This window comes from Streptomyces coelicoflavus, assembly GCF_003112555.1.
In the GTDB taxonomy this organism is placed as follows: domain Bacteria; phylum Actinomycetota; class Actinomycetes; order Streptomycetales; family Streptomycetaceae; genus Streptomyces; species Streptomyces coelicoflavus.
In genome coordinates this window covers 1-22,980 of sequence record NZ_BEWB01000029.1, presented here as the reverse complement: position 1 = coordinate 22,980, position 22,980 = coordinate 1, and the positions used below count along the sequence as shown (strand labels likewise).

Sequence of the window (22,980 nt, the reverse complement as noted above, 5' to 3'; positions counted from 1 at the left end):
ACTAGCGATAGCGCCACACGTGTTGTGCTCACTATGGTCAGCCACACAGCGCTGAGCTGCATCAACTATGAGAACGTCGCCGCTGCAACAGCCCGGCCCCCAGAGAACCCGCCAGCACTTCCACCACAAGATCGACCTCCGTCGCGTTGTACGCGTCCCCGGTTCCGGTCCGCGCTCGCCGGGCCCTGCCCGCGGCCACTAGGTGCGGCGCAACCTGCGCGGCCAGGGGCGCCGTCAGCGTCTGCGAGAACGCCCTACGGCCGTCCGGGAGCAGCACGGCCAGATGCCGCGGCCGTGCGGCCGGGCCGGTGTAGCCGACCACCGCGGCGTCCACCGTCTCCGCGTGCCTCACCTTCCGCCACTGCCTCGAGCCGCTGCGGTAGACCGAAGATCCCGCCTTCACCACCAGGCCCTCGATGCCGATCCCGTGCAGCGACTCGTACCAGAGGCGCGCCGTCGCAATGCCAGTGGTGGTGGGCACGGCCTGGAGAGGCGGTCCGATGCCGTTGCCCTCGATCAGCTCCTCCAAGAACCTCCTGCGCGTCACGTACGGCAGACCGCGGACATCTCCATGGTCGGGGTGCTGGAGGACGTCGAAGAGGGCGAGGTGCGCGGGCCAGCGTGCAGCAAGCTCACGCGCACGGGCAGGGGTAGAGTTCGCGCGAGACTGGGCGGCGCCGAAGTCGACGCGGCCGTCGACGTACACGATCCCCTCGCCGTCCAGAATCGTCCCGGCCGGGAGTTGCAGCCCGGCGACGGCGAGGTCCATCCAGACCGCGGTGACGTCCCGGCCGGAACGGGTCTGCAGGCGTACGGTCTCGGCGTCCCGCCGGAGGATGAGCCTGTGCCCGTCCTTCTCCAGACGCTGCTGTGTCTCACGAGACACAGCAGCGCCGCTCTGGCTTGGTCATCGTTATACGGGGGGCGATGTGCTGGGCGCTGACACGCCTGCGTCATGAGCTGAGTTTGGATACTCAGGACGAACGGGGCCAACGGCGCTATCAATGAGGCATGCGAGCATCACGCCCCGGTCCGGCTACACCGTCCGCTGACCCTGAGCAACTCCCCGACCTTGTCATCCTCGTTCATGGCACCTTCTCCACCGCCGATGGTGAAAGGGGGGACCGGTGGTGGCAGCGAGACAGTCCAAACTGGCGATGGCTCCAAGAACACCTACCGGCGGACGTCGCTCTGCCCGACGAATCTGTCCAACTGTTCCGATGGGACGGCGCGAACAGCCAGGTTAGCCGACTGCATGCAGCTAATAGATTGCTGGCGCTCATGCTGAAACTCGAACATGAAGGGCGGAATTACCACCTTGTCGGCCATAGTCATGGCGGTTCGATAATCTGGGAGGCCCTGGTCAGCGCCGAAGTTACGCGTAATCACGGCAGGGTCTATGCGGAACTGCGCCGGGCCTTGAACGATCCTGATGTCCTACCAGGTGGCCAACCGCTCATCCCGCCACGGCGCGACGAGTACGAGCCTGGGTGGGTGAAGTACAAGACTCGACATCTTCCCGACTCGGCGGAGTATGAAGCCATTCGGTCGGCGATAAGATTGCAAGGTTTGCGAAGTTGGACGACCGTCGGAACCCCATTCATGCGTTACATACCGGTACGCCGAGGGCTGATTTCCCGTTGCCTGTCCCTCCAATCACCATCAGCCTGGCGCGTTTTGGGTAAACAGTGCGTTGCTCTGATTCCGATGTTGCTGATGGCGCTTCCACTAGTACCTCTCGTTGCTTCAATTTTCGGGTGGAACTGGGGCAGGGGGGTGCTAACTAGCGACACCGCCAATGCATGGAGTGCTCCTTACGTCTTGTGCTGGCTGGTGACTTTCCGCTCGATGAGAGTCAGCGATTATAGTGATTCATTATTAGATCGCGAGCGGGCTGTACCTGGTGTCTTCCGCCGGTTCTCCGGGCGCTGGCTGGGCTTGTGGTCGCCATCTGATGAAGCCATTAACATGCTCTCGGCTCTGGCTCACCACCAGGTCAGGTATGAGCTGTTGTGGTCATCGGGCACACTGGGCGCCCGACGAGAATTGGCGCGTCTCCCCAATCAGGCACCGCTACCGAATTTGACTATACCGGACCCTATTCGCACGATCACCCTGGTGCCGCACGTTCGGCGCACTTCTATATTGTCCGCAACGAAGCCAGTCGTCACTTTGGTAAATCGATGGATCGTGCCGTTGTGGACACGAAATATTGCCCGGACCTTGGCACGCAACGTCCAGGGATCTGACCTTCCTCGCACTGTTGCCGCCTATGTCTCACCCTGGCCGCTACCCATGGATCACGATTGCACCCACTGGGGCCTCCCTGTGCGCACCATTCGTGAAATCGATCGAGAGGTCACTGACTGCAATGCCATGCTCGCACCAAAGGCGCGCGAGCTACTGATTATTGCAGCATTGGAAGGCATGCCGAAAGACGGTCAAGGTTCTGGTAAGTTCTTCACAGAGAGTGACAGCGCGTTGGTGCACACCGGATACTTCAATAATCCGGATGTGCGCAGGCTAATTCTCCACCATATCTGCCGAACACGGACTTCGGCCGACGGCTACTCGGCACCGACAGGCGACGAGTTAGAAGTCTGGCTCACGCGGCATCTGGAGACTACCCGAACTTGCTTCGCGGGTCTTTTGCAGCAGTCAATAGAGGCGCTGCGCGCGGATACGTGCCCAGTTGAGGATTCAGCCAGATGAGACACAGCAGAGCGTCCGGAGAACCGTCGAGCTTGGGTTCGTAGTGGAGATCCTTGCCCGTGGGCAGGGTTGGTACGGCCTGGGCGAGAGCGACGGAGACGGGCCAGTCCATACCCCGAGCCTGCCGCCGAACTCGACGCGGCGCGCGCCGCGCTGGGCCGCACGGCGGTGACCCGGTGTGCCCCGGCTCGTTGTCCCCGGTGGTGCGAGACAGCCTCCCCCGCGGTTCTTGCGCCGACGGCGGGGCCCCGGTCCGGGCAATACTCGGGGTTCCGCCGAGGCTGCTCGTAGGGTGCGGACATGACCGACACGGCCAGGCTCACCGCCCGGCAGACCAACCGGCTGATCACCGCTCTCCGGCACGGCCAGGCCCTCGACCTGGCCGCCGCCGACCTCGGCCTCAGCCTGACCACGGTGTGGGCCACCGCGCGGACAGACACCCGCCTGACGATCGCCCTGGCTGGCCGGGACCCCGACGCACCGGAGGAGCACGGCCGGACGCTGCGCGCCGACTTCCTGCGGCTGCTCGCCCTCGGCGTCCCGCCCAGCCGGGCCGAGCTGATCCTCGGCTCCACCAGCTTCAGCGGCTGGAGAGGGGACGATCCAGCGTTCGCGCGTGCCTGTGACGCGGTCAGCGACTCCGCAGCGCCGCACGGCACACGGGGCAGATCCGACTCACGCCCACGCGTGTGGCGCGATTCCTGGAAGCACTGGGCAAGCCGAAAGCGACCCTTGTGGCGGCCGGCGTGACCCCAGCGGCGATCTACCAACGGCGCCGCCGGGACGAAGCGTTCGCCAAGGCCATGGACGAAGCCAGAGCTATGGCCCGTAGCCGATCAGGTCAGCCCGGCTAAGTGATCGACGTCTTGCCGGCTGACGTGGGCGTGAAGGTCTACGACATCGTGACAATGCTCGACGCCCTCGAGCGGGCTCTGGCCACCCAGCGCCCGACCAGGCCCGGGGGTGAGGTGAGAGCGCTCACAGGGCGCAATGCGCGTACCCGCGTGCTGAAGGCGCGCCCTGCCCGGACACGGGCGCCTGCTGGACCGTCCACGCAGTTTCCTCTACTCGGAGTAGAGGAGCGCGGTAGAGTCGGGATATGGCAGCAGACGAGACAAGCATCAAGGTGGGCACGGCCGCGCGGGACCGGCTCGCCCAGCTGGCCGCCGAGCACGGCACCACCATCCGCAACCTGGTTGAGGACCTCGCGCTGAGCACACCGACGCAGGCGGAGTATGCGGAGCGGGCCGAGCTGGCCCGTTCCGAACTCGCCTCCGCCCTCGGCAGCGCACCGAGCCCGGAGGCCGAGGCGAAGGCCCGGGCGCTGTTGGAGCGTCTGGGCGGCACCGCGCACGGTCCGCGGGCAGCCGCGTAGTGGCGGGGATCGCGGTCGTGCTGGACCACACGACCGCGGGAGCGTTGTACGACCCGAAGGACCCGTTCAACGAGGCGGTCGCCGCGTTCTACGTCCAGGCCTGCGGAGGACTCGGAGACCTGTATGCGCCGGTGCTGTCCCTGACGGCCGGCGACGCCGAACGCCCCGGGCTGCTCGGCTACATCAAGGGACTGCGGTTCATCCGGATCGAGCCGTTCGACACCGACGCCGCGGTCACCGCCACCGAACTGCTGCGCTTCGGGCACTCCTGGGCCGCCGTCCACGCCATCCACGCCGCCCGCCCCTCCGCCGCACACCCCGCAGGCCGGTACCTGCTCACCCTGACGCCGAAGGCATACGCCGGCACCGGCGTCCAAGCCGTCCACCCCGACCAGTAGCCCGCCTGCCGCCCTGGCGGCAGGAGACGGCCGCCGTACCCCGCCTGGAACACCGGGACGGTCGTCGCTTTGGCCCGGGGCCTGGCCCGCCGCCACCCGACACCCGTCAGGGCCCCGACATCCGTTCGCCGGGAGCAGCACCGCTCGCACAGGGCCGTTGCGTTCTCTGTGCTGACGTGCCCCGGCCGCAGACGGTCCGCCTTCCCCGCGCCTGGGCAGGCGTCCTGGTCCGGGAAAACTGGAATGACGGTCCAGCGTCTTCTGCGCGGATTGCCACAACTCCATTTCATCCGGGCCAGGTCTGCCGACAGGGGATCCCTGACGCCTGCTTGTCGCGGGCGGAGGGCGGATGCTTCAGTGAGCCGTTCTGAGGGAGGGGTACGTGCTCTTCATTGTGCTGGGTGCGAAGGACAGGCCGCGCAGGAGGCGCTGGCGCAAGCGGCGGGCTTGCTTGCTGGAGCCGTTGCCCTGGCCCGACGACGACTATCTGACGCTGTACCGGTTGTGGTTCTGCGATGGCGGTGAATCGGTCGTCGAGCTGGGGCGGGTCAAGATCGGCTACGCGGACATCGTGCGGAACGTAAGGCCCCTGGTGGACAGAGGCGAGTTCGACCGGCTGGATGGGCTGGACGGGCGGCTGTACTGGTTCTCGGTCGGGCAGGACGCCATCTACTACGAGAACATCGGCATGCTCGGTGACCCAGTGCGGGCGGAGATCCTCGAGGGATTGTGTGACATCGCGTTCAGCCCTGCCGTTTTCGCCGAGGCCGCGTTCTGGGACGTGACGCAGACGTCGCTGCTGCGCAGCGTCGAGCCGCAGACGGTTGAGGGCCAGTTCCGACGCATCGCCCGGGGCGGGTCCAGGCTGACGGCCTACGACTTCGGCTACGTGACGCCGGGCGCTGCGAAGCCGGTGCAGCTGTCGTTCTCGGTCACGCCGCGTTCGTGGCCCCCGACCAACATCCACGTGCTGATCGGCCGCAACGGGGTGGGCAAGACCACGTTGCTGGGCAACATCGCCGAGGCGGTGGTGAGTCCTCACGCTCAGGCGGAGGATGTCGGCGAGATCGTCTGGGCCGGCGACCGCGGTGAGACGTTCACCAACGTCGTGTCCGTCACGTTCAGTGCCTTCGACCCCGCTCAGGAGCGCGCTGGAACAGACGTCGAGGGCGACGAGGGCAGCGACCCGCAGCTGAGCAGCTGGGATGCGGACAAGGACCTTCCCGGCGAGCAGCTGCCGCCTGCCGCGGAGCAGGTAGAAGCAGCCGTGTCGTACACGTATGTGGGCCTGGCCCGGGTGGATGGCTTCGGGCGGCCCACCAAAGAGCGCAAGTCGTACGACGACCTGAGCGCGGAGTTCAGTCGGAGCGTGGGGGAGCTCGCGGCCGCCGGGCGGATTGGCCGTTGGATCAACGCACTGAACGTACTGGGCAGCGATCCACTTTTCTACGAGTCCTCCGTCCATGACTTCGCCCGGTACCTGAAGGACCGAGGGGATTACCCCGAGTCGTACGCGATTGGCGCACGGGAGATCTTCTCGCGTCTCAGTTCGGGGCACGCCGTTGTGCTGCTGACCATCACACGGCTGGTGGAAACCGTTGCGGAACAGTCGTTGGTGCTGCTGGACGAGCCCGAGGCCCATCTGCATCCACCGCTCCTCGCGTCCTTCGTGCGGGCTCTGTCCGACCTCTTGACCGACCGCAACGGCGTCGCACTGATCGGCACCCACTCCCCGGTGGTCCTGCAGGAAGTACCTCGCTCGTGCGTGTGGAAGGTCAGCCCCTGGGATCGCAGCCCGCCCAAGCGGCCTGCCATCGAGACCTACGGAGAAAACGTCGGGGTTCTCACTCATGAGATCTTCGGTCTGGAGGTCAGGCAGTCCGGTTTTCACGCCGAGATCGCCCGGGCCGTTGATCAGCTGGATTCCTACAAGCAGGTCCTGGACCGCTTCGGCGGGCAACTCGGAGGGGAAGCGAAGGGCTTGGTGAGGATCCTTTTGGCCTACCGGGATGCGGGCGGACGCCGCTGATGTGGCCCCTCGATCCACCTGCGCTCTCGGCCCGGGAGAGCTATGAGGCGTGTGTGCGCGGCACCAGGAATGTGCAGCGGCGCAGCCTGCTGCTGGCCGCCGGCGATGTGGTCGAGGCCGCGGGCGAGCGTTTCCGGCAGTCAGCGCGCCGCGGCGCTGTGCACGAGCTGAGCAGCGCGCAGTTCGCCGTGCCGAGCATCTCGGCCACCGATGCAGTGCGCTGGGTCTATGAGAACGGGATAGTCGGTACCCGGGACGGACGCGCGGTGTACGAGAAGATCATGGGTGGCCCGGTGGATGAGAGATGCCCTTTGTGCGGCCAGGGTGTGGTCCGCACTCTGGACCACTTCCTGCCCAAGAAGATGTTCCCCGCTCTGTGCGTGGATCCCCTGAACCTGGTGCCTGCCTGCGCCGACTGCAACCACGCCAAGGGCGAGGGCATGCCCTCAAATGCCGAGACGACGCCGCTCCACCCCTACCTGGACCGTATTGACCAGGATCCGTGGCTGGATGCGCGCGTTGTGGACAGCAGTCCCCTCTGGCTGGACTTCTTTGTCAGCCCTCCGCCGCAATGGGATCCCGTGCTCATAGCCCGAACCCGCCACCACTTCGCCCTGTTTGGTCTGGCCAGGCTCTTTGCCCTCCAGGCCAACCGCACCGTGAGCGGTATCCGGCGGCAACTCACCGACCTGCTGCGTAGCAGCGGCAGCAATGCGGTCCGCGCGTATCTGCGGGAGGAGGCGGGGACCCGCCTGGGCGACCGGCTCAACGGCTGGGAAGGGGTCACCTACCGGGCTCTGGCATGCGACGAGGCCTTCTGCAGTGGCGCGTTCAGCTCGTGAACGACCCACAGGACCCCGCACCGCAGCAGAGCCCGGGCCGGAGCGTTCGGCCGTTCCAGCTGGTGTGGGCCGTCAGCCGCCGTCGCGGGCGATGCGCCGGCCGACGCCGGTCCAGACCGGCTCGGCCGCTTCTTCGGGCACGGCGCCGGTGAGCCCGTCGAGGTGCTGGACGGCCTCACGAGTGATGTAGCGGTCGGGAGACTGCAGGTAGCGACGCAGCAGGTCGGGGTCGAAGTCCTGTCGCTGGAGGTAGGCAGCGAGGGTGCCGACCAGGAGGTGGTTGTGGGCGAGGGCGTCGGTCAGGGCGTACAGGACCAGGCGCTGCCACTGCTTCATGCTGTCGCCGTGCAGGGTCTGCAGGTGCTGGGCACGGGCGAGGTAGGCGTTGATGCGACGACAGTGGTGGGTCACCAGCGCCAGCAGCTCCGGCGGCACCCCGCCCCCCCTGATGGCGCTTCTTGAATCTCCCCACTCGCTGCTCACGGGTGGGGCAAACCTGCTCTGTTGATCTCCCCATCCATCGTGTGATCTTGCCCGGTGTGTCGTCGTATCTGGCGGTTGGTCCGGAAAGCCTGCGTGCGCAAGTTCGGCCTGTCCGGGGGCCTGGATGCTCACGCGGGAGGAAGACGTGGATGCTCATGCACTGCGTCGGCAGGGATGGACGATCTCGGCGATCGCCCGACATCTGGGCCGGGACCGCAAGACGATCCGGGCCTATCTGAACGGTGAACGGACCGCCGGCCATCGGCGTCAGTCGCCTGATGCGTTCGTGCGGTTCCTTCCGTACTGCCGCCAGCGCCTTGCTGACGACCCGCACCTATGGGCGTCCACGCTGTTCGACGAGGTGGTGGGGCTCGGCTATGAGGGTGCGTACTCGACGTTCACCCGCGCCCTTCGCCGCTATCGCGTCCGGCCGCACTGCGAGCCGTGTCATGCCTCGACCGGTCGCAACGTCGCGGTAATCGCGCATCCGCCGGGTGAGGAGATCCAGTTCGACTGGCTGGAGCTGCCCGATCCGCCCGACGGGTGAGGGTCGGGTGAGCACGCGCATCTGCTGGTCGGGGCCCTCGCGCACTCGGGCCGGTGGAGGGCAGTGCTGGCGGAGTCGGAGGACTTCCCCCATCTGGTTCAGGCCCTGGACGATGTCGTGCGCAAGCTGGGCGGAACCGCCCGCCGGTGGCGCTTCGACCGGATGGCCACCGTCTGCTACCCCTCCAGCGGCCAGGTCACTGCGGCGTTCGCCGCCGTCGCCAAGTACTACGGGGTCGGGGTAGACATCTGCCCGCCCCGTCGCGGCAACCGCAAGGGAGTGGTGGAGAAGGCCAACCACTCGGCTGCGCAACGCTGGTGGCGCACGGTTCCCGACGGGCTCACGGTCGTGCAGGCCCAGTCCGGGGTCGACAAGCTCTCGGTCCGGATGGACGACCGGCGCCGGCGGATCGACGGAGCGGTCACCACCGTTGGTGAGCTCGCCGCGGCCGAGCCGTTGCTCGACATCCCGGTGCGGCCGTTCCCGGCCGAGCTGGAGGTCGAGCGCACCGTCAGTCCGCAAAGCCTGGTCGCCTTCGACGGCAACTTCTACTCCGTTCCGCCCGGCCTACCCGGCGTCACGGTCAAGGTCCTGCACCGGCTCGGCGAGGACGACCTGCGGATCGTCACCCCGAGCCCTTCCGCCCGCTCGGCAGCCGACAGCCCCCGGGGCCATCGACCCTCTGGCACCGACGGCAGTCCGGAACTGTCCTCACTGCGACCAGCCCGTCACGATCGTCGCCCTGCTCGCCACCCAGGAAGCCGCCCGCCCCGCGATTACCAACCGCGTCACCGACATCGTCCCGCTCAAACGCCTCCAGTGAGCTTCGGCTGACCGTCACCGATCTCCGGGCCCGCCGACCTGACGGTCGGCGGGCCCGCAACACTCAGGTCAGCGCAGTTGGTCCAGTTCACTGCTGATCGCATCCCGCAGCACGTCGTGCTGCGGACCGAGCCTGAACTGCTCGTCACTCCACCGTTCACGCGGATAGAGCCACACTGGCCTGCCCACCACATCGGCCGGCTCCCACTCGAACCGCGGCCAGACATGCGCATGCAAGAACGGGTCCGTGTTCCCCAGGATCTCCAGATTGACCCGGCGGAAAGCCGGGTCCAGCCGCCGACAAGCACGCTCGACCGCTTCGCCGAGCCGGTCCATGTCAGACAGGAACGACAGCCGCTTCGCCCTCGGCAGGTCCGACAGCCGCTGCACATCCGGCTCGTCCACCAGCAGAACCGAGTAGCCCGGCAGGAACTGAACGTCCCCGATCACCGCGAACCCCGACGTCAGCCGTCGCAGGACGGCCGGGTTCTCGCCCCTCAACGCAGTCCCGATCCGGTCCATCCGCCAGTCACCAGTCATGGCCAAAACCTACATTCTGGTGATCAAGGACCGCTCTTCGATCCCCACCCTCCCCACTCAGTTGAAAGACCAAGCAAGTGGGGGTGAGGAGCGGCCCCGGCCGTTTTCAAAGATCCCCATCCCCCCCCCCCCCCCGCCGGGCACGGGGCAGACTCAACCGTGCAAGGGGTGAGCGCGGGCGGCAGGGCATCCCTGGCGCAGCTCCCGAAACGTCACCGGCGCCGCCGGTCCACACTGATTCGTACGGACTCCGCGGGCGGCACCCACGATTTCGTCTCCTGGCTCTCGAGGCGGGGTCGGTGGTTGTCGTACGGTCGGGATGACCATCATCGACGCCATTCACCAGGCCGTCCTGCAGGTCCCCGCCTCCACCTGGACGCCGGCCGTCGAGCCCGGCGGCGAGATCCGCGACGGCGCCTGGACCGCCGAGCTCGATGACGATGTCCTGAAGGGCTGGCCAAGAGGGATACGGTTGATCGTCCGCAAGGAACGGTCGCACCCCGGCGCCCAGTTGCGGTTCACCGATGCCGACAGACTGCGGCTGACCTGCTTCGCCACCAACACCACCGACGTCCCGATCGCCGCGCTGGATCTGCGGCACCGCCAACGCGCACGGGCCGAGGACTGTATCCGCAACGCGCGCGCCACCGGCCTGCGCAACCTGCCCCTTCACGACACCGCGCAAAACCAGATCTGGCTGGAGATCGTCCAGCTCGCCCTCGACCTGCTGGCCTGGCTACCGATGCTCGCCCTGACCGGCAAGCCGAGGCTCTGGGAGCCCCGCCGCCTGCGACTGCGACTGTTCTCCGCCGCCGCCCAACTCATCACCACCGCCCGCCGCCAGCACATGAGATTCACCCACCACTGGCCCTGGACCGACGGGATCACAGACGCGATCCAGCGACTCGACGCGCTCCCGAACCCTGGATGACCAGCAGCAACGGACCGTCCCGACGAACTCGAACCGCCCACGGGAGCCGTGGAACCCGGCGCACACCCGACGCGACAGCCGGGTCATCGTCCTACCCGTCACCGACCCGACAGGCCGATACGGGCCGCCGGAGAATCCGACGGCCCGTCACGAAAGATCGAGGCTAAGGTCGATTACGTTTCATCGCCCTCAGGGAATACCAACCCACTCCCCAGAGAAGAACGATGAAGACCAGGAGCCCCCATCCTCCAGAATTCCCGCTGACTATCAGGAACACGGAAAGGGCCAGCCCCAGGACACAGAAGAAGGTAGCGAACTGCCACCATCGTTTCACTCCAGCCTGCTGCTCACTGGTCCATCCCAGAGGCATAGTGACTCCTTCTCTATCGTCCAGCTGAGACTGATTCGGTCAGCCCCCGACCAGGTTTCCGGCCAGTGTGCTAGCGCCCCAAGATGCGCTCCAGCAGACGGCCTGCCCGTATACAGCAGAGGCGCCGGCAGTAGCTGGAGCTGATCCGAGCATGATGCTTTCGCACACTGCAAGGGTGGCTGCTCCGGCCACGAACCCCGCCACGTCGCCCCACAGTGCACGCGTGTCGCCTTGTGCCAGGTGGATGGCCCCCTGCGCCACATCTCCCGCCATACCCAGCCAGTCGAGAGCACCAAGCCCGGTGGGGTCCGTCTTATTTATGGGGTCGCCGTCGGCGTAGAGGTAAGCGTTTACTTCCTGGCCGGAGGGGTCGGGCTGGGTGAAGCGACCGAGGGTGGGGTCGTAGTAGCGGTGGCCCATCTTGTACAGGCCGGTCGGGTCGGCGTACGCACCCGCGTAGCGGTACGGCTGGGGGACGGCCTCGCCGATGGTGCCGCGGGGCAGGCCCGTCGGCCCGTACGCGTAGGTGTGTGTCCGCTTGCCGCTGTCGTCGACGAGGCCGAGGACGTTGCCGGTGGCGTCGGTGAGGTAGTAGTAGGACTTCCCCCCAGTCGTCATGGAGTTCAGCGTGCCCGCCGGTTCGCGGATGAATCCCGTGTCGACGCCGTTCGTGGTCGTGGACGCCAGGCCGAAGGCGGTGTGGTGGAACCAGGTCGACCCCAGCTTGGTGCGTTCGGCATTGGTGGTGCCGGCGTGGACCAGGTCGTAGGTCTTGCCGCCAGTGGTGATGCCGGCGAGCTGGCTGTAGTCGGTCCAGGATTCGCCCGTGCGGGCACTGCTGCTGACGGCGGCTGTTTCGTTGCCGAGTTTGTCGTAGGACCAGCCGGTGGTGGAACCGTTCTTGCCGGTCAGCTCGCTGGCGTCGTTGTAGGTGTACGTGGTGCCACCGGGGCAGGTGTTCTTGCTGCCGTCCTGGCTGGTGAGGTTGCCGGCCTTGTCCCAGCAGTACAGCCACGACGCCTTCCGCGCCCCCGCCGAGTCCGCCTCCAGGGCGTAGGAGAGGCGGTCCTGGGAGTCGTAGGTGTAGCTGGTTTTGTACTGGGTGAGATTGTCGGTGCTGGTGCGGATCTTGGTGGTGTCCTTGCCCGCGCTGGCGTAGCTGTAGGAGAGGTCGACGAAGGTCCGCGTGCCCGAGGTGGTCCTGATGCGCTCGGGGCGGCCGTTGTCGTCGATGGTGACGGTCTGGGTGGTGCCGCCGGGGTAGACGGTCTTGGTGCGCTTGTCGTTGTTGTTGTAGTCGAAGTCGGTCTTCTTGCCGTCCGGTGCGGTGAGGTGGTCCAGGCGGCCGGCCTTGTCCCAGGTGTAGTCCGTCGTCCCGGTCGGGTCGGTGTAGAAGTCGACGTCACCGCCCGGGGTGTACGCGAGCGCGGTCTGCGCGCCGTTCTGCAGGGTGCGCACGCTCTCGCGGTTGAGCTCGTCGTACTCCCACTTGGTGAAACCAGAAGCGTCAGAGCGGGTCGTGACGTTGCCGTCACCGTCGTATGTGTAGGTGACGGTGAAGTTGGTGGAGGAGACCTCGCGCACCCGGTCTCGGGTGTCGTAGACGTAGACGGTGGTGACGCCGCGGCCGTCCTCGACCGTTTCCACCCGGCCCAGTGCGTCGTAGGTGTAGGTGCTCTCCCCCAGCGGCGCCGGCGGCTTCACCCTGATCAGGTTGCCCTGGTCGTCGTAGGTGAAGGAGGTGACTTTGCCGTTGCCGTCCTTGGCCGTGCAGCGCTGGCCCTCGAACCCGCCGCACGTCGGGTCGGCGTCGTTGTACGTGTACTCGCGGGTAGCCCCCGCGGTGCCCGAGGTGGTGACCGACAGGGTGTTGCCGTTGGTGTCGTACTTGAAGGAGTCCTTGCGGCCGTTGGCGCCGCTCATGTCGCTGGGCAGGTCGGTGCCCGCGATCGTCTGGTAGGCGCTCACCGATGCCGTCGCGCCCATCGGCAGCTTCTGTGAGACGGGGTTGTTGCGGTCGTCCCAGCCGTAGGTGGTGGTGTTGCCGCCGGTGCCGTCGCTGCCGGTGCCCATCGCGTCGATGGCGGTCTGGGTGAGGTGGTTTTTGTAGGTGGAGTGGCGGGCGTGGCCGAGCGGGTCGGTGACCTTGGTGACCTCGCCGTCCGCGTTGTGGACGTACTTGGTGGCGTCGCCGTCGGGATCGGTGACCGTCGTCGTGCCCGCGTCCGCCGGGGTGGTGGCCGTGTAGTCGTAGCGCCAGGTCGGGCCCGTGTGGCCGCCGGACGAGGATGCCGTCGCCCGCTGCATCGACGTGACGCGGTTGTGGGAGTCGTAGGTGAACAGGGTGACCGTGCCCTCGGGGGTGGTCACCTTCGTCACCCGGTGGGAGGAGTCGTACGCGTAGGCGGTGGCCTTGCCGGCGGTGTCGGTGACCTTGGCGAGGTTGCCCGCACTGTCGAGGTCGAAGACGGCGGTGCGGCCGGTGTGGTCCTTGGCCTGCCACTGGCTCGCGTCTGTCTTGACCAGGTCGATCCACCGGCCCGAGCGGGTCTCCGTCAACTTGAAGCCCTTGTGCTCACTGCCTTCGTCGTGCTGGTCCACGGTGATCGTGCCGTCGTTCTTGTCCGTCACCCTGAGCAGGGTGCCGTGCTCGTTGTAGGTGTCCTTGGTGCCGGACTTGCGGTCGGTCAGGGTGTAGGTGCCGTCCGCGTTCTTCTTCAGGTCCTTCGAGTAACCCGTCGGCGTGGTGTAGGTGCCGTCCGTGTTGGCGGTGAAGCGGAGCAGGTTGCCGGTGGTGTCGAAGGCGTCGACCTTGCCGTCGTTGATCTGGAGGTAGCGCTCGTATTCCTGCCACCAGCGTTGGGACACCTTCCCCCATGGCGCTTCGAGGGAGTTGTAAGTGCGGGTGAGCTGGAGCTTCTGGCCGACGCCTGCGATGTCGAAGTCGGTTGCGGCGAGCATCAGGTTGCCGTTGGAGATGTTCACCCGCGCCACGAGCGCGTCGTTGAGGCGGGTGTCGAGGATCTGATGCCAGGGAACCTCGCCTTGCCCCTGGGGCAGGTATTGGTCCGTCGCTTCGGCAACGGCCGACTGGGATGCGGAGCTCTTGGCTTTCCCGCCCGTGGCGCGGGCTTTCTGGGCTGAGCGCCAGGCGGCCATCTCGGCCGACGGCTTGGCCTCCGCCTGCGAGCCGGGGGCTTTAGTCTTCCCGGCCGGCGTCGCCGGGGCCTCGACCTTCGTCGGTTTCGTCCACGGACTCTCCGGCTCCGGCAGCTTCGGTGTCGCCGCCAGGCCGGGCGCGGCAGCGATCACCACGGCAGCGGTGGTGATCGCCGAAATAGGAGCGGTTCTGTGTGTTCTCCGGGCACGCCACATGGGCGTGCGCGCAGCACGCGAGTGCATCAGCTTCCCCCCACAGGAAGTCAGACCCGGCGACCCCAGCGGTCACCAGCGGCACACAAGCTGTCACAGGAAGCACACAAACTGGCGTGACGTCCCCTCGAACGTCATATGCATGCGGGCCGGAATGCGCCCCGCCGCTTCACCGGTTCAAACACACACCTATCGTTTCAAAAGGGCCGTTGAGCAAGCCCAGTTGATGAAATTTCTGACCGATCTTGGCGAGCATCACGACCGAAAACCCTCGAACAGGCCCTGTCTCTGCCGGTCCAAGGTCAGTGACCGGACACTTTTGGTCAGGTTCAGACCTTCCAGCCGACCATGAGGCATGATCACCGCGTCGTTCATGCTGGTCATGGCATGAACGCACTAGCCACAGGAGTTGTCTCAGAGGCAGTGGCGCACGCAAGCGGCGCCTGGGTTCAGGCATTCACGGAATGCACACTTGCCCCGTCCTGCATGCGTGGTCCCCCAGCCCGCGGCAACCATCCCTGCTGTGAAGGACCCCCTCTGCGATGAACGCACCGGGCAGACGCATGCCCTGCTCCCGCTCCACCCGCCACCACTCCCCCGCCCCACACCGGCTCACCCTCGCCGCCCGGTGGGCCGGGCGCCTGCTGTGCTGGAGCCTCGCCGCCGGCATGACCACCGCCGCCCTCGACCTCCTCGTCACGCCCCAAGCAGCCTGGTGGCCCAGCATCTGGCCGTGCCCTGGTACCTCACCTGCCTGTCCATCCCGGCCTGGGCCATCCTGCGCGCCCGCGAAAAGGCCACACAGCAGCCACCCGACGAGGAAACCCGCCCGGACCACTGGGACCGGGCAGCGTAGGAACGGCCGGCCCTCCAAGAACACGGCCGGCATCATGAACATGGCGGCCATGCTGATCACCGCGTAGTGCCAGCACACCGGCATGGCTCCCGACACGCTGCAGACCTATCTCCAGGTCCGGCAAGTAGAAACTCCGGCCCGCTGGCCCTCAGACTCTGAGCACGGGTGGCCCCCCACGGTGGACTCCACTCGGTGGATCGGTGCGCACCACCGCACCGGGTGCGCACCATCGGGTTCACTCAGTGGCCGGCCTCCCGGCCGCGGTGCGGTCCGGGTTGTTGTGGCCGGTGCGCCTGCTGGTCGTCCGGGCGCACTGGGTACGGCGGTTTGGTGTCGTCGCGGCGCGTGTAGCGGTTCATCGTGGTGTGGGCCCGGTCGGCCGCCTCGGTGAACGCGTCCTGGAGGTGGCGCAGGCGTTCGGCGGTGAGATCGAGGGCTTCCACGTCCGTGCGGGATTCCCGCAGAGCCCGCAACGCCTTCAGATCCATCGCCTCGCGGCGGCCGGGCTCCTGCTCCTGGTCGTCGTGCTCGGGGTCGGCCGGCTCGGGTGCGAGCAGCTGCTCGGGCATCGCTGCCTGCTGGTGGGCGACGACGTCGTACGCCCGGCCCCGCACGGTGGTGGTGCGCAGCTTCTCGCTGAGCACCGCGCCTGCGATGACGGCGCGCTCGTACTGGAGCGGGGCGCGGGGGATCTCCCACTCCCCCGCTTCCTGGCCCGGCTCGCCGGGATCGGCCGGGGGTTGCCGGTCCGGGTCGGGCGCGGGGGTCGGAGGTCGGTGGCGGGTGGGGAGGTCGGACAGGGACCACCGGGCGGTGTAGAGGCGGTAACCGGCCTCCAGGCCGCGTACGGTCTTCGGCTCGGTGATGTCCAGGCAGTGGGTGGAGATGGCGGCGGCCACTACTTGGTCGTCCAGGCCGGGGGCGCGGCGGCGGCCGCGCAGGACGAGGGCGAGGTGGCGACGGGCTTCGGCGAGGAGGTGGCGGCGGTGGAAGTGGCCGCCGTCGTTCATCACGAACACGGTCGCAGTGACGTCGACGGCCGCCAGGGCGACGTCGACCACGGCGGCGATCCGGGCCCGGATCGCGGCGGCTGCGGCGCGGGCGTACTCGAGGAGAGAGGTGATGACGTCGGCGGCGACACCGGAGGTGAGGATCGCGCTCGCCTTCCACCAGGCGCGCAGCTGCGCGAGCGGCTGGGTCTTCTGCTTGGGCGGGCGGGTCTTGCGGGCGGCGATCTGGTTCATCTTGGCGCGGGCCCGCTCGGAGACCACGGGCAGAAACAGCGGCTCGCCGTCGTCGTCGACGGCGGTGACGTACTCGTGCTCCAGCTCGGTCAGGCAGGCGGCGATCTGGTCGCTGCGCCGGGAGGTCCAGCGGATCAGTTCGTGCGGCACCCCGGCGATCTCCATCACGGGGCGGCGTCCCGGGGTGACGGTGCGCGGCTCGGTCGCCAGCCCCAGAACCTCGCAGACCTCGGAGGCGACCAGCTCGTTGTAGAGCGCGGAGGCCGCGACCGTGTTCTCGTGCAGGGCCGTGGTGTGGATCGAGCCCCACTTCCCGTCCAGGCGCTGCCCCTTCACCGACAGCAGCAGGTGATCATGGAGCAAGGGGCGCCCGGAACGGGCCTCGTAGTGGCGGAAGCGGGCGGCGACCAGACCGCCGGGCGGCCGCACCCGGTAGATGCCGTCCTTGCCGTACCGGATCACGGCGACCTCGTCCTCGATCCACTCCAGCACCCGCTCGATCGCGCGCTCGTGCGCGGCCTCGATCACCAGGCGGGTCTCCTCATCCCCGAACGCCCACAGGAGGTAGATCGTCGGTTGCGGCCGGAACACGAAGTCCACGCCGGTCACCGTCACCTGGCGTCCGAGGGCGCCGGCCTTGAACGCCTTCTTCGGAGAGACGCCCTGGGCGAGCCGGCCGGCCTCGATCCGGTCCGCGTCCGGGTGGCGGCCGCGCTCGCCGAACAGGTTCCGTAGCTGCGCCTCGGTGACTTCCTCGCCCGGTGCGAGTCCGAGCGCGGCAAGTCCCCGGCCCATCCATCGCCCGGCCGGGACACCGGCTTGCTCCTGGGCGGCGCGCAGCGGCGTGCGCGCCGAGCGGCGTCCGTCGCCGACCACGGTCTCGCGGAGGTAGTAGCGGTACATCTGGCCGGCCCGGATCACCCTGATATCCACTGTCATGCAGACCACGCCACACGGTCCTGACCTGCAAGAAGAGGCCAACCAGCGGCACGTCCCGCCGGGCGGGAGCAGTGGCCGAACTTTCTTTACCGCTTTCCCGCCGGGCGGGAAGCGGCCCCGGGACGGACGCGAATGTCATCGCTCTCCGGCAGCCCTCGGCAGGACAGCGCGGGCCCGCATGGGACCTGCCTGTCAGTCGCCGAATGGCGCTACGGCTCGCGGGGAGAGGTCGAGGCGGACACGGTGCAGGCGTACAGGGTGGCGCCATCGGCCGGCCCCGTCGCATGCGACATCCACCGCCACCTACACCACCACCGCGGGCTGGACGAGAGTGACGTCCAGGACGTCGCGCGCACCCCACCCGGCGGTGAACCTGCGGCCCGTCCACGGATGACTGCCCGCCGCTGGTGCCAGGACCTCCGCGAGCGAGATGGCTGCGTCGCGGGTGAGGGGGGGGTCCGGCCGGTGTAGCGCAGGGCGCCCGTGTGATCGTGGCGTCCGAGCAGCAGCGTGCGGGGCGCGTTGGCAGGGCCGGTGAGGGCGCCGACGATGGCGTCGGTGGTGGCACGGACCTTGTACTTGCTCCATCCCCGTCGGTCCCCGGGCCGGTACGGCTCCGCCAGTCTTTTGAAGCACAGGCCCTCGAGGCCGACACTCGGGAGCCGCCCTCTGGCCAAGAACCCCAAGCGCGGCTTTGACTTGCTCGAACACGGCAACGGCAGTGAAGGGACACGGACGTGCGCGCACGGGGCATCAACTACGACACAGGGTTCCTCCCGGGGGAACAACTCTCCCGCAAGAGCTTCACCTCTGAGACGGTCCGGCACGACATGGCGGTGATCTCCAGAGATCTCCACTGTGACGCCGTTCGGATCTCGGGACGAGAGCCCGAACGGTTGAGCATCGCTGCAAGACACGCTGCAGACACCGGCCTTGAGGTCTGGTTCGCCCCATTTCCCGTGGACCTTCCCCGCGACCAGTTGCTCCCGTTCTTCGCCGACTGCGCAGCCCGGGCCGAAGCCGTACGGGAGGCCGGCACCGAGGTGGTGTTCGTCGCCGGCTGCGAGATCAGCGTGTTCTGCGGCGGTTTCCTCCCGGGCGACACCTACGGCGACCGCCTTCGGGCCATGGCCGACGCCGACATGGAGTGGTGGTCCTCCCTCGGACCGGTGCAAGAACGCCTCAACGACTTCCTCTCCCAGATCGCCGCGACCGTCCGTATGCACTTCGGCGGGCAGGTCACCTACGCATCGGCTCCCTGGGAGTTCGTCGACTGGGATGCGTTCGACCTCGTCGGCATCGACGCCTACCGGGCCGCCTACAACGCCGACAGCTTCCGTGACGAGCTGCGTGGGCACCTCGCCCACGGCAAACCCGTCGCGGTGACCGAGTACGGAACCTGTGCGTACCGGGGCGCGGGAGAACGTGGCGGCATGGCCTGGCAGGTGCCTCACGGCGCGGTCCCGGACGAAGACGAGCAGGCGCGCTACCTCACCGAATTGCTGGACATCTTCGAGGAGGAAGGCGTGGACACCGCGCTCTGGTTCACCTTCGCCAGCTACAGCAGGCCCGGGGAGCAAGACCTTGGCTCCTACGGCGTCGTCCGGATGCTCGACGAGATGCGCTGGGAACCGAAGAAGGTGTTCCACACGATGGCAGCCAGATACCAACGCAGCTGATCGACCAAGATCTCCGGCCTTTGGCAGCACCCGCTTCACAGCCCCCGACCACCGTCACACTGGGGTGCGGGGTGACGGATGATCTACTGCACAGACTGCCGCCCGCGACCAGCATGAGCATCCCGAACTACCGTCACACCAGCCCTTTGACCGGCGCCTTCAAGTTGGCGAAGCCTCAGTGTCTCAGTCAACCCGAGCCGCAGGGGCAGATGGTTCGGGTTGATCGAGACCGGCCCGTCCTTACCGAGAGCGGGTACCGCCCGTGGAGCTCGAGGGCGTGGTGACGCTGGCCCGGTTGCGGCGTTGCCACATACCAGGCCGGGCCGATCTCCCTCCATTTGCTGGTCGTGACCCGGCGCTCAGTGCGTGTTTCTGATCCCCGGTTCGGGGTGGACCCGGAGTGGTCGGTGACCACAACGCTCACGCGGCTGGCCGAGGACATCGGCCTGAAGTTCAGCACGGTGAAGTCGGCGCGGTGGACGTCCTCGCGCTGGCCGGCCGACCGCCGCCAGAGGGGCGTCTCCTACACCGTTCACCGGATCCTGGCCTACATCGAGAACGATCAGGAACGGTTCGACGCGATCCTCACGCCACCCGGGGGCAAGGCCCGGTGGACGCCGGACGACGCCAGCCGGCGGGTCGGCAACCGGGTCGAGACGCCCGTGACGCCGAAGGAGAAGATCACCGCGATCCACACGCTGGCCCAGGACGACCAGGTCGCCGCGTCGGTGACCAGCGACTTCCTGAAACGGCCCGAGGTGACGGCCAAGGTGACCACGGTGGACAAGGCCCGGGTGGTGGAGGAGTTCACCCGCGACGAGCACGTGGCCACCACGGCGGCCACGAACCTACTGCGCCGGCCGGACGTCGCGTTCAGGGCGATGAGCGACGACACCGCCCGCTTCCAGGTCAACCATGCCCAGGTTGAACGGTCTCGGCAAGCCCGGGACCATTTCGAGGACACCAGCCCGGTCGCACCGGCGGTGAAGAAGATCGACCGGACGGTGGAGTTCCTCGACCTGGTCACCGCCTGCCACTCGTTCGTCGCCGCGGCCGGCCGGGCCGTTCCCGGCCTGCGCGACCGCACGCTCGGCGAGGACGAACGTTCGATCGTGCACGAGAACATCGCGAAGGTCCGGGCGACACTCGACTGGATCGAGACCGCGGTCGACACGGGCAAGGTCGACATGGACGGCGAGCTCGCCCGCATGCTGCGGGGCGAGTAGCAGTGCCCCGCGCCTCACGGCGCCGGGGCGAGGCCGCCCAGCGGCACGCGGACACTCTGCGGTTCGTGTTGTTCGAGGCCAGACCAGCAGGGCTGCTGTTCCCTCAGTTGACCCGCGCGAGCGGACTGTCTCCCAGCCAGGTCCGGTCCGGGCTGGCCGCTCTGCGCGACATCATCGCCGAGAACGGCTGGCCACCGCTGATCTGGACCCGGGCCGACGGCTACCAGCTCGGCGCCGAACGGGCCGCGCTAGAGGCATACGAGCGGGCCGTGCTCGCCGAGAAGCTCACCGAGTTCCGCCGGTTCATCACCGGCACCGTCGCCCCGCACGCCGCCGCCCACCCGGGCGACAAGTGGGTACGCCACATCGTCGCCCAGCTCAACTCCATCGAATCCACCCTCGACCTTGTCGTCTCTGCCTGACCACCACCGGGAGGGGTGCCCGGCCGGAGGCCGGGCACCCCTCCCCATCTGATCCGGAGGGAAGCCGCGTCATGCGTCAGCGTCGCTATCCCTCCGACACCACGAACGCGGAATGGGCCCTGCTCGAACCGCTGTTGCCGAAGCCGGCCTGCGAGACCAGCCGCGGCGGCCGGCCCGAGAAGCACCCCCGACGGGAGATCGTCGACGCGATCCGATACGTCGTCGACACCGGATGCAAATGGCGGGCCCTGCCTGCGGACTTCCCGCCCTGGCGCACGGTCTGGGGGTTCATGGCCCGCTGGGCAGCCGCCGGGATCATCGGCCAGATCCGCGACCATCTCGCCGGCCGGATCCGCCGGGACATGGGCAAAGGCCCCCGCGCGGTGGCCACGGTCATCGACTCCCAGAGCGTGAAAGCCGCCGAGACCGTCTCCAGAGCCACCCGCGGCTACGACGCGGGCAAGAAAATCAACGGCCGAAAGCGCCACCTGGTTGTCGACACCCGCGGCCTCCCCCTTATGGTCATGGTCACCCCCGCCGACCTGCACGACGCCGCCGCGGCGAAGGAAGTCCTCTTCCGCCTCCGCCTCATGCACCCCGAGATCACGATCGTCTGGGCCGACTCCGCCTACGCCGGGAAGCTCATCGACTGGGCAAAGCAGCACCTCAACCTCACCATCAAGCCCGTCAGCCGCCCCAAGGACACCTCCGGCTTCATCGTGCTGCCCCGCCGCTGGGTCGTCGAAAGGTCGCTTGCGTGGATGATGCACGCCCGCCGCCATGCCCGGGACTACGAACGGCTCGTCCAGCACTCCGAGACCCTGATCACCTGGGCTGCCATCACCCTCATGACCAGGCGCCTGGCCCGGAAAGGCGCCACCCCCAGCTGGCCAAGAAATCCGGTGCCAGCCAGTTGAGCCCTACCTCCTGAGCTCCGGTCCATGGGGCACCAGAGCCCGCGTCCCGATGTTCGGGCGGCGCGCACATTCGGGGTTACCAGGTGTCATCGTCTTCCGAATCTGTTGAAGTGAGCTCAGGGCGTCACGCCAACGGGGGAGGATTGACGGCATCGACATGCACGGCCACAACACTCTCCCCTCTGTCCCGCACGGTTCGCAGCTGATGCTCAGACGGAGGCACTTGATGAAGCAGGCCGTCCCGCGATCTCTGCCAGCAGTTCCCCTCGGCGTCCCTGAAGGCCACCGAGACGCCGGTCACCCGAGCCATGACGGCTGCCTCACGTTCACGTGCGCCCAGGAAGGAACTGACCTTCACGGGCTGAAGCGTCGGAGGAACCGCGGCACGGATCTGCCAGAGCAGGGGGCCGTCCTGAAAATCCACCCAGAGGTATAGCCGAAGGTCGTAGACGGGGAGCCTGGAACTGTTGATGAGATAGACGTCGGGATACGCGGCGTCCGGGGGAAGGGCCATGCTTGACAAAAGGTCCGCGTTCGGTTGGTAACCAGTCCATCCGGCGACGCCGGACGCTTGGGCAGAACGGCGATCTTGCTCCTGTTCCAGATCCCGTTGCTGCTCTACACGAAGCAAGTGAAAGGCAGCTCGCCCTGCGTAGATTGCGGCCCCCAGCGCAGCCCACGTCCCGGCCGAACCCACCCAAGTAGCAATATCGCCGCTTATCGGCATACCCCTCTCTTCCCTGCTCGGCGTCCTTGAGGTTCATCTCCTCGATACTGCCCGCACTCAGAGTGATCCGATCGCCCTAGCCCGGCCTGACGCCGGGTATCCGCTGGAGCGACGTCGAACTGAAGGGTTCGAAAACACGCACTGAGGGCGAGTTCATCACGGGTGAGTCGCCCCTGCTACCAGGCGAGATGATCCCGGTCCCACCGACTGCCTCGGAGTGGCGCAGTGACAGGAGCTACCTGAACCGGGAGCACGTTCTTCGTCCCGGTCAGACTGCGCTCTTCCGCTGGGCCGCCAGCAACACCGTTGCCGACTGGACCGCAGACCCTGCGGAACCTGCTCCAAGGGCAAGCGTGCACCTGGAGGTATTCGACTCCGCCGTTCACGGCGTCATCGACAGGGTGAGGCTCGAAGTACGAGCCTGGCCTCTTCAAGCGGTGCCACGACGATCCGAGCACTGGGCCCTAAGCGACACCGCCACCGATGTAGACGTCATCGTGTTTCCTACCCAGCGCCGATACCTCACAGAAGAACCGCTCCCTGACTAGT

18 protein-coding genes and 1 pseudogene are annotated in these 22,980 nt (G+C 67.5%); 14 read left to right on the top strand and 5 right to left on the bottom strand.

The window, feature by feature from the left end; all coding sequences use genetic code 11:
• Window positions 1–61: 61 nt before the first annotated feature.
• The gene (locus tag Sco07f_RS39420; RefSeq protein ID WP_244942272.1) at window positions 62–886 is read right to left on the bottom strand and encodes an ATP-dependent DNA ligase; all 825 of its coding nucleotides are present in this window, start codon (window positions 884–886) and stop codon (window positions 62–64) included.
• Between the two features lie 395 nt (window positions 887–1,281).
• Here Sco07f_RS39420 and Sco07f_RS39985 point away from each other — a divergent pair, with 395 nt between their 5' ends.
• The 6 genes from Sco07f_RS39985 to Sco07f_RS39395 all read left to right on the top strand — a co-directional run bounded on the left by Sco07f_RS39985 (window position 1,282) and on the right by Sco07f_RS39395 (window position 7,356).
• Window positions 1,282–2,712 (top strand): hypothetical protein, encoded by a 1,431-nt coding sequence (locus Sco07f_RS39985; protein ID WP_159107068.1) that lies wholly within the window; start codon window positions 1,282–1,284, stop codon window positions 2,710–2,712.
• 300 nt (window positions 2,713–3,012) lie between these two features.
• On the top strand, window positions 3,013–3,462 hold the full coding sequence (locus Sco07f_RS39415) for a hypothetical protein (RefSeq protein WP_108990780.1): 450 nt from the start codon (window positions 3,013–3,015) through the stop codon (window positions 3,460–3,462).
• Window positions 3,463–3,811: 349 nt separating this feature from the next.
• Window positions 3,812–4,087: a hypothetical protein gene (locus Sco07f_RS39410; RefSeq protein ID WP_107476325.1), complete on the top strand. Its 276-nt coding sequence runs from the start codon at window positions 3,812–3,814 to the stop codon at window positions 4,085–4,087.
• A complete protein-coding gene (locus tag Sco07f_RS39405; RefSeq protein ID WP_108990779.1) occupies window positions 4,087–4,485 on the top strand; it encodes a PIN domain-containing protein in 399 nt (132 codons plus the stop codon). The genes Sco07f_RS39410 and Sco07f_RS39405 overlap by 1 nt, the downstream gene beginning before the upstream one ends.
• 382 nt (window positions 4,486–4,867) lie before the next feature.
• Window positions 4,868–6,514, top strand: a complete 1,647-nt coding sequence (locus Sco07f_RS39400; RefSeq protein WP_244942271.1) for an AAA family ATPase — start codon at window positions 4,868–4,870, stop codon at window positions 6,512–6,514.
• A 53-nt stretch (window positions 6,515–6,567) separates the two neighbouring features.
• Window positions 6,568–7,356, top strand: coding sequence for an HNH endonuclease (locus tag Sco07f_RS39395; RefSeq protein ID WP_159107067.1), 789 nt, complete (start codon window positions 6,568–6,570; stop codon window positions 7,354–7,356).
• A gap of 72 nt (window positions 7,357–7,428) precedes the next feature.
• On the opposite strand, the gene Sco07f_RS39390 is transcribed toward Sco07f_RS39395, so the two are convergent.
• Window positions 7,429–7,839, bottom strand: a complete 411-nt coding sequence (locus Sco07f_RS39390; protein WP_244942270.1) for a hypothetical protein — start codon at window positions 7,837–7,839, stop codon at window positions 7,429–7,431.
• Window positions 7,840–7,963: 124 nt separating this feature from the next.
• Between Sco07f_RS39390 and Sco07f_RS41055 the strand changes: the two genes are divergently transcribed.
• Both Sco07f_RS41055 and Sco07f_RS41050 read left to right on the top strand, forming a co-directional pair.
• On the top strand, window positions 7,964–8,386 hold the full coding sequence (locus tag Sco07f_RS41055) for a terminase gpP N-terminus-related DNA-binding protein (protein WP_244942269.1): 423 nt from the start codon (window positions 7,964–7,966) through the stop codon (window positions 8,384–8,386).
• Between the two features lie 63 nt (window positions 8,387–8,449).
• Window positions 8,450–9,220 carry a Mu transposase domain-containing protein gene (locus Sco07f_RS41050; protein WP_244942268.1) on the top strand — a complete coding sequence of 257 codons (771 nt, stop codon included), beginning with the start codon at window positions 8,450–8,452 and terminating at the stop codon, window positions 9,218–9,220.
• Between the two features lie 57 nt (window positions 9,221–9,277).
• Here the strand turns inward: Sco07f_RS41050 and Sco07f_RS39380 are convergent, their stop codons facing one another.
• Complete coding sequence (locus tag Sco07f_RS39380) at window positions 9,278–9,748, bottom strand: HIT family protein (protein WP_108990777.1); 471 nt, start codon at window positions 9,746–9,748, stop codon at window positions 9,278–9,280.
• Between the two features lie 189 nt (window positions 9,749–9,937).
• On the opposite strand from Sco07f_RS39380, the pseudogene Sco07f_RS39375 reads away from it, so the two are divergent.
• Window positions 9,938–10,679, top strand: a pseudogene (locus tag Sco07f_RS39375) (transposase); the annotation flags it as partial.
• 409 nt (window positions 10,680–11,088) lie between these two features.
• Here Sco07f_RS39375 and Sco07f_RS39365 read toward each other — a convergent pair.
• Entirely contained in the window at window positions 11,089–14,424 is a 3,336-nt protein-coding gene (locus tag Sco07f_RS39365) for an RHS repeat-associated core domain-containing protein (RefSeq protein ID WP_244942274.1), read from the bottom strand.
• A gap of 712 nt (window positions 14,425–15,136) precedes the next feature.
• On the opposite strand from Sco07f_RS39365, the gene Sco07f_RS41045 reads away from it, so the two are divergent.
• Window positions 15,137–15,277, top strand: coding sequence for a hypothetical protein (locus tag Sco07f_RS41045; protein ID WP_244942267.1), 141 nt, complete (start codon window positions 15,137–15,139; stop codon window positions 15,275–15,277).
• 239 nt (window positions 15,278–15,516) lie between these two features.
• On the opposite strand, the gene mobF is transcribed toward Sco07f_RS41045, so the two are convergent.
• A complete protein-coding gene (mobF, locus tag Sco07f_RS39355; RefSeq protein WP_159107066.1) occupies window positions 15,517–17,460 on the bottom strand; it encodes a MobF family relaxase in 1,944 nt (647 codons plus the stop codon).
• A gap of 737 nt (window positions 17,461–18,197) precedes the next feature.
• Here mobF and Sco07f_RS39340 point away from each other — a divergent pair.
• The 4 genes from Sco07f_RS39340 (at window position 18,198) to Sco07f_RS39325 (ending at window position 21,704) form a co-directional block, all read left to right on the top strand.
• Window positions 18,198–19,139, top strand: coding sequence for a glycoside hydrolase family 113 protein (locus tag Sco07f_RS39340; RefSeq protein ID WP_108990772.1), 942 nt, complete (start codon window positions 18,198–18,200; stop codon window positions 19,137–19,139).
• Window positions 19,140–19,501: 362 nt separating this feature from the next.
• On the top strand, window positions 19,502–20,365 hold the full coding sequence (locus tag Sco07f_RS39335) for a DUF6192 family protein (RefSeq protein ID WP_439959717.1): 864 nt from the start codon (window positions 19,502–19,504) through the stop codon (window positions 20,363–20,365).
• A gap of 2 nt (window positions 20,366–20,367) precedes the next feature.
• Window positions 20,368–20,787: a RacP protein gene (locus Sco07f_RS39330; protein ID WP_108990771.1), complete on the top strand. Its 420-nt coding sequence runs from the start codon at window positions 20,368–20,370 to the stop codon at window positions 20,785–20,787.
• 71 nt (window positions 20,788–20,858) lie between these two features.
• Window positions 20,859–21,704, top strand: coding sequence for an IS5 family transposase (locus tag Sco07f_RS39325; protein WP_108990770.1), 846 nt, complete (start codon window positions 20,859–20,861; stop codon window positions 21,702–21,704).
• Window positions 21,705–22,980: the final 1,276 nt, after the last annotated feature.

What these genes read in the sequence shown, in the direction of transcription:
- Sco07f_RS41055 (WP_244942269.1), top strand. Translation starts at nt 7,964, where the DNA reads ATGCTCACGCGGGAGGAAGACGTGGATGCTCATGCACTGCGTCGGCAG.
- Sco07f_RS39985 (WP_159107068.1), top strand. Translation starts at nt 1,282, where the DNA reads ATGCTGAAACTCGAACATGAAGGGCGGAATTACCACCTTGTCGGCCAT.
- mobF (WP_159107066.1), bottom strand. Translation starts at nt 17,460, where the DNA reads ATGACAGTGGATATCAGGGTGATCCGGGCCGGCCAGATGTACCGCTAC.
- Sco07f_RS39410 (WP_107476325.1), top strand. Translation starts at nt 3,812, where the DNA reads ATGGCAGCAGACGAGACAAGCATCAAGGTGGGCACGGCCGCGCGGGAC.
- Sco07f_RS39380 (WP_108990777.1), bottom strand. Translation starts at nt 9,748, where the DNA reads ATGACTGGTGACTGGCGGATGGACCGGATCGGGACTGCGTTGAGGGGC.
- Sco07f_RS39325 (WP_108990770.1), top strand. Translation starts at nt 20,859, where the DNA reads ATGCGTCAGCGTCGCTATCCCTCCGACACCACGAACGCGGAATGGGCC.
- Sco07f_RS39365 (WP_244942274.1), bottom strand. Translation starts at nt 14,424, where the DNA reads ATGTGGCGTGCCCGGAGAACACACAGAACCGCTCCTATTTCGGCGATC.
- Sco07f_RS39415 (WP_108990780.1), top strand. Translation starts at nt 3,013, where the DNA reads ATGACCGACACGGCCAGGCTCACCGCCCGGCAGACCAACCGGCTGATC.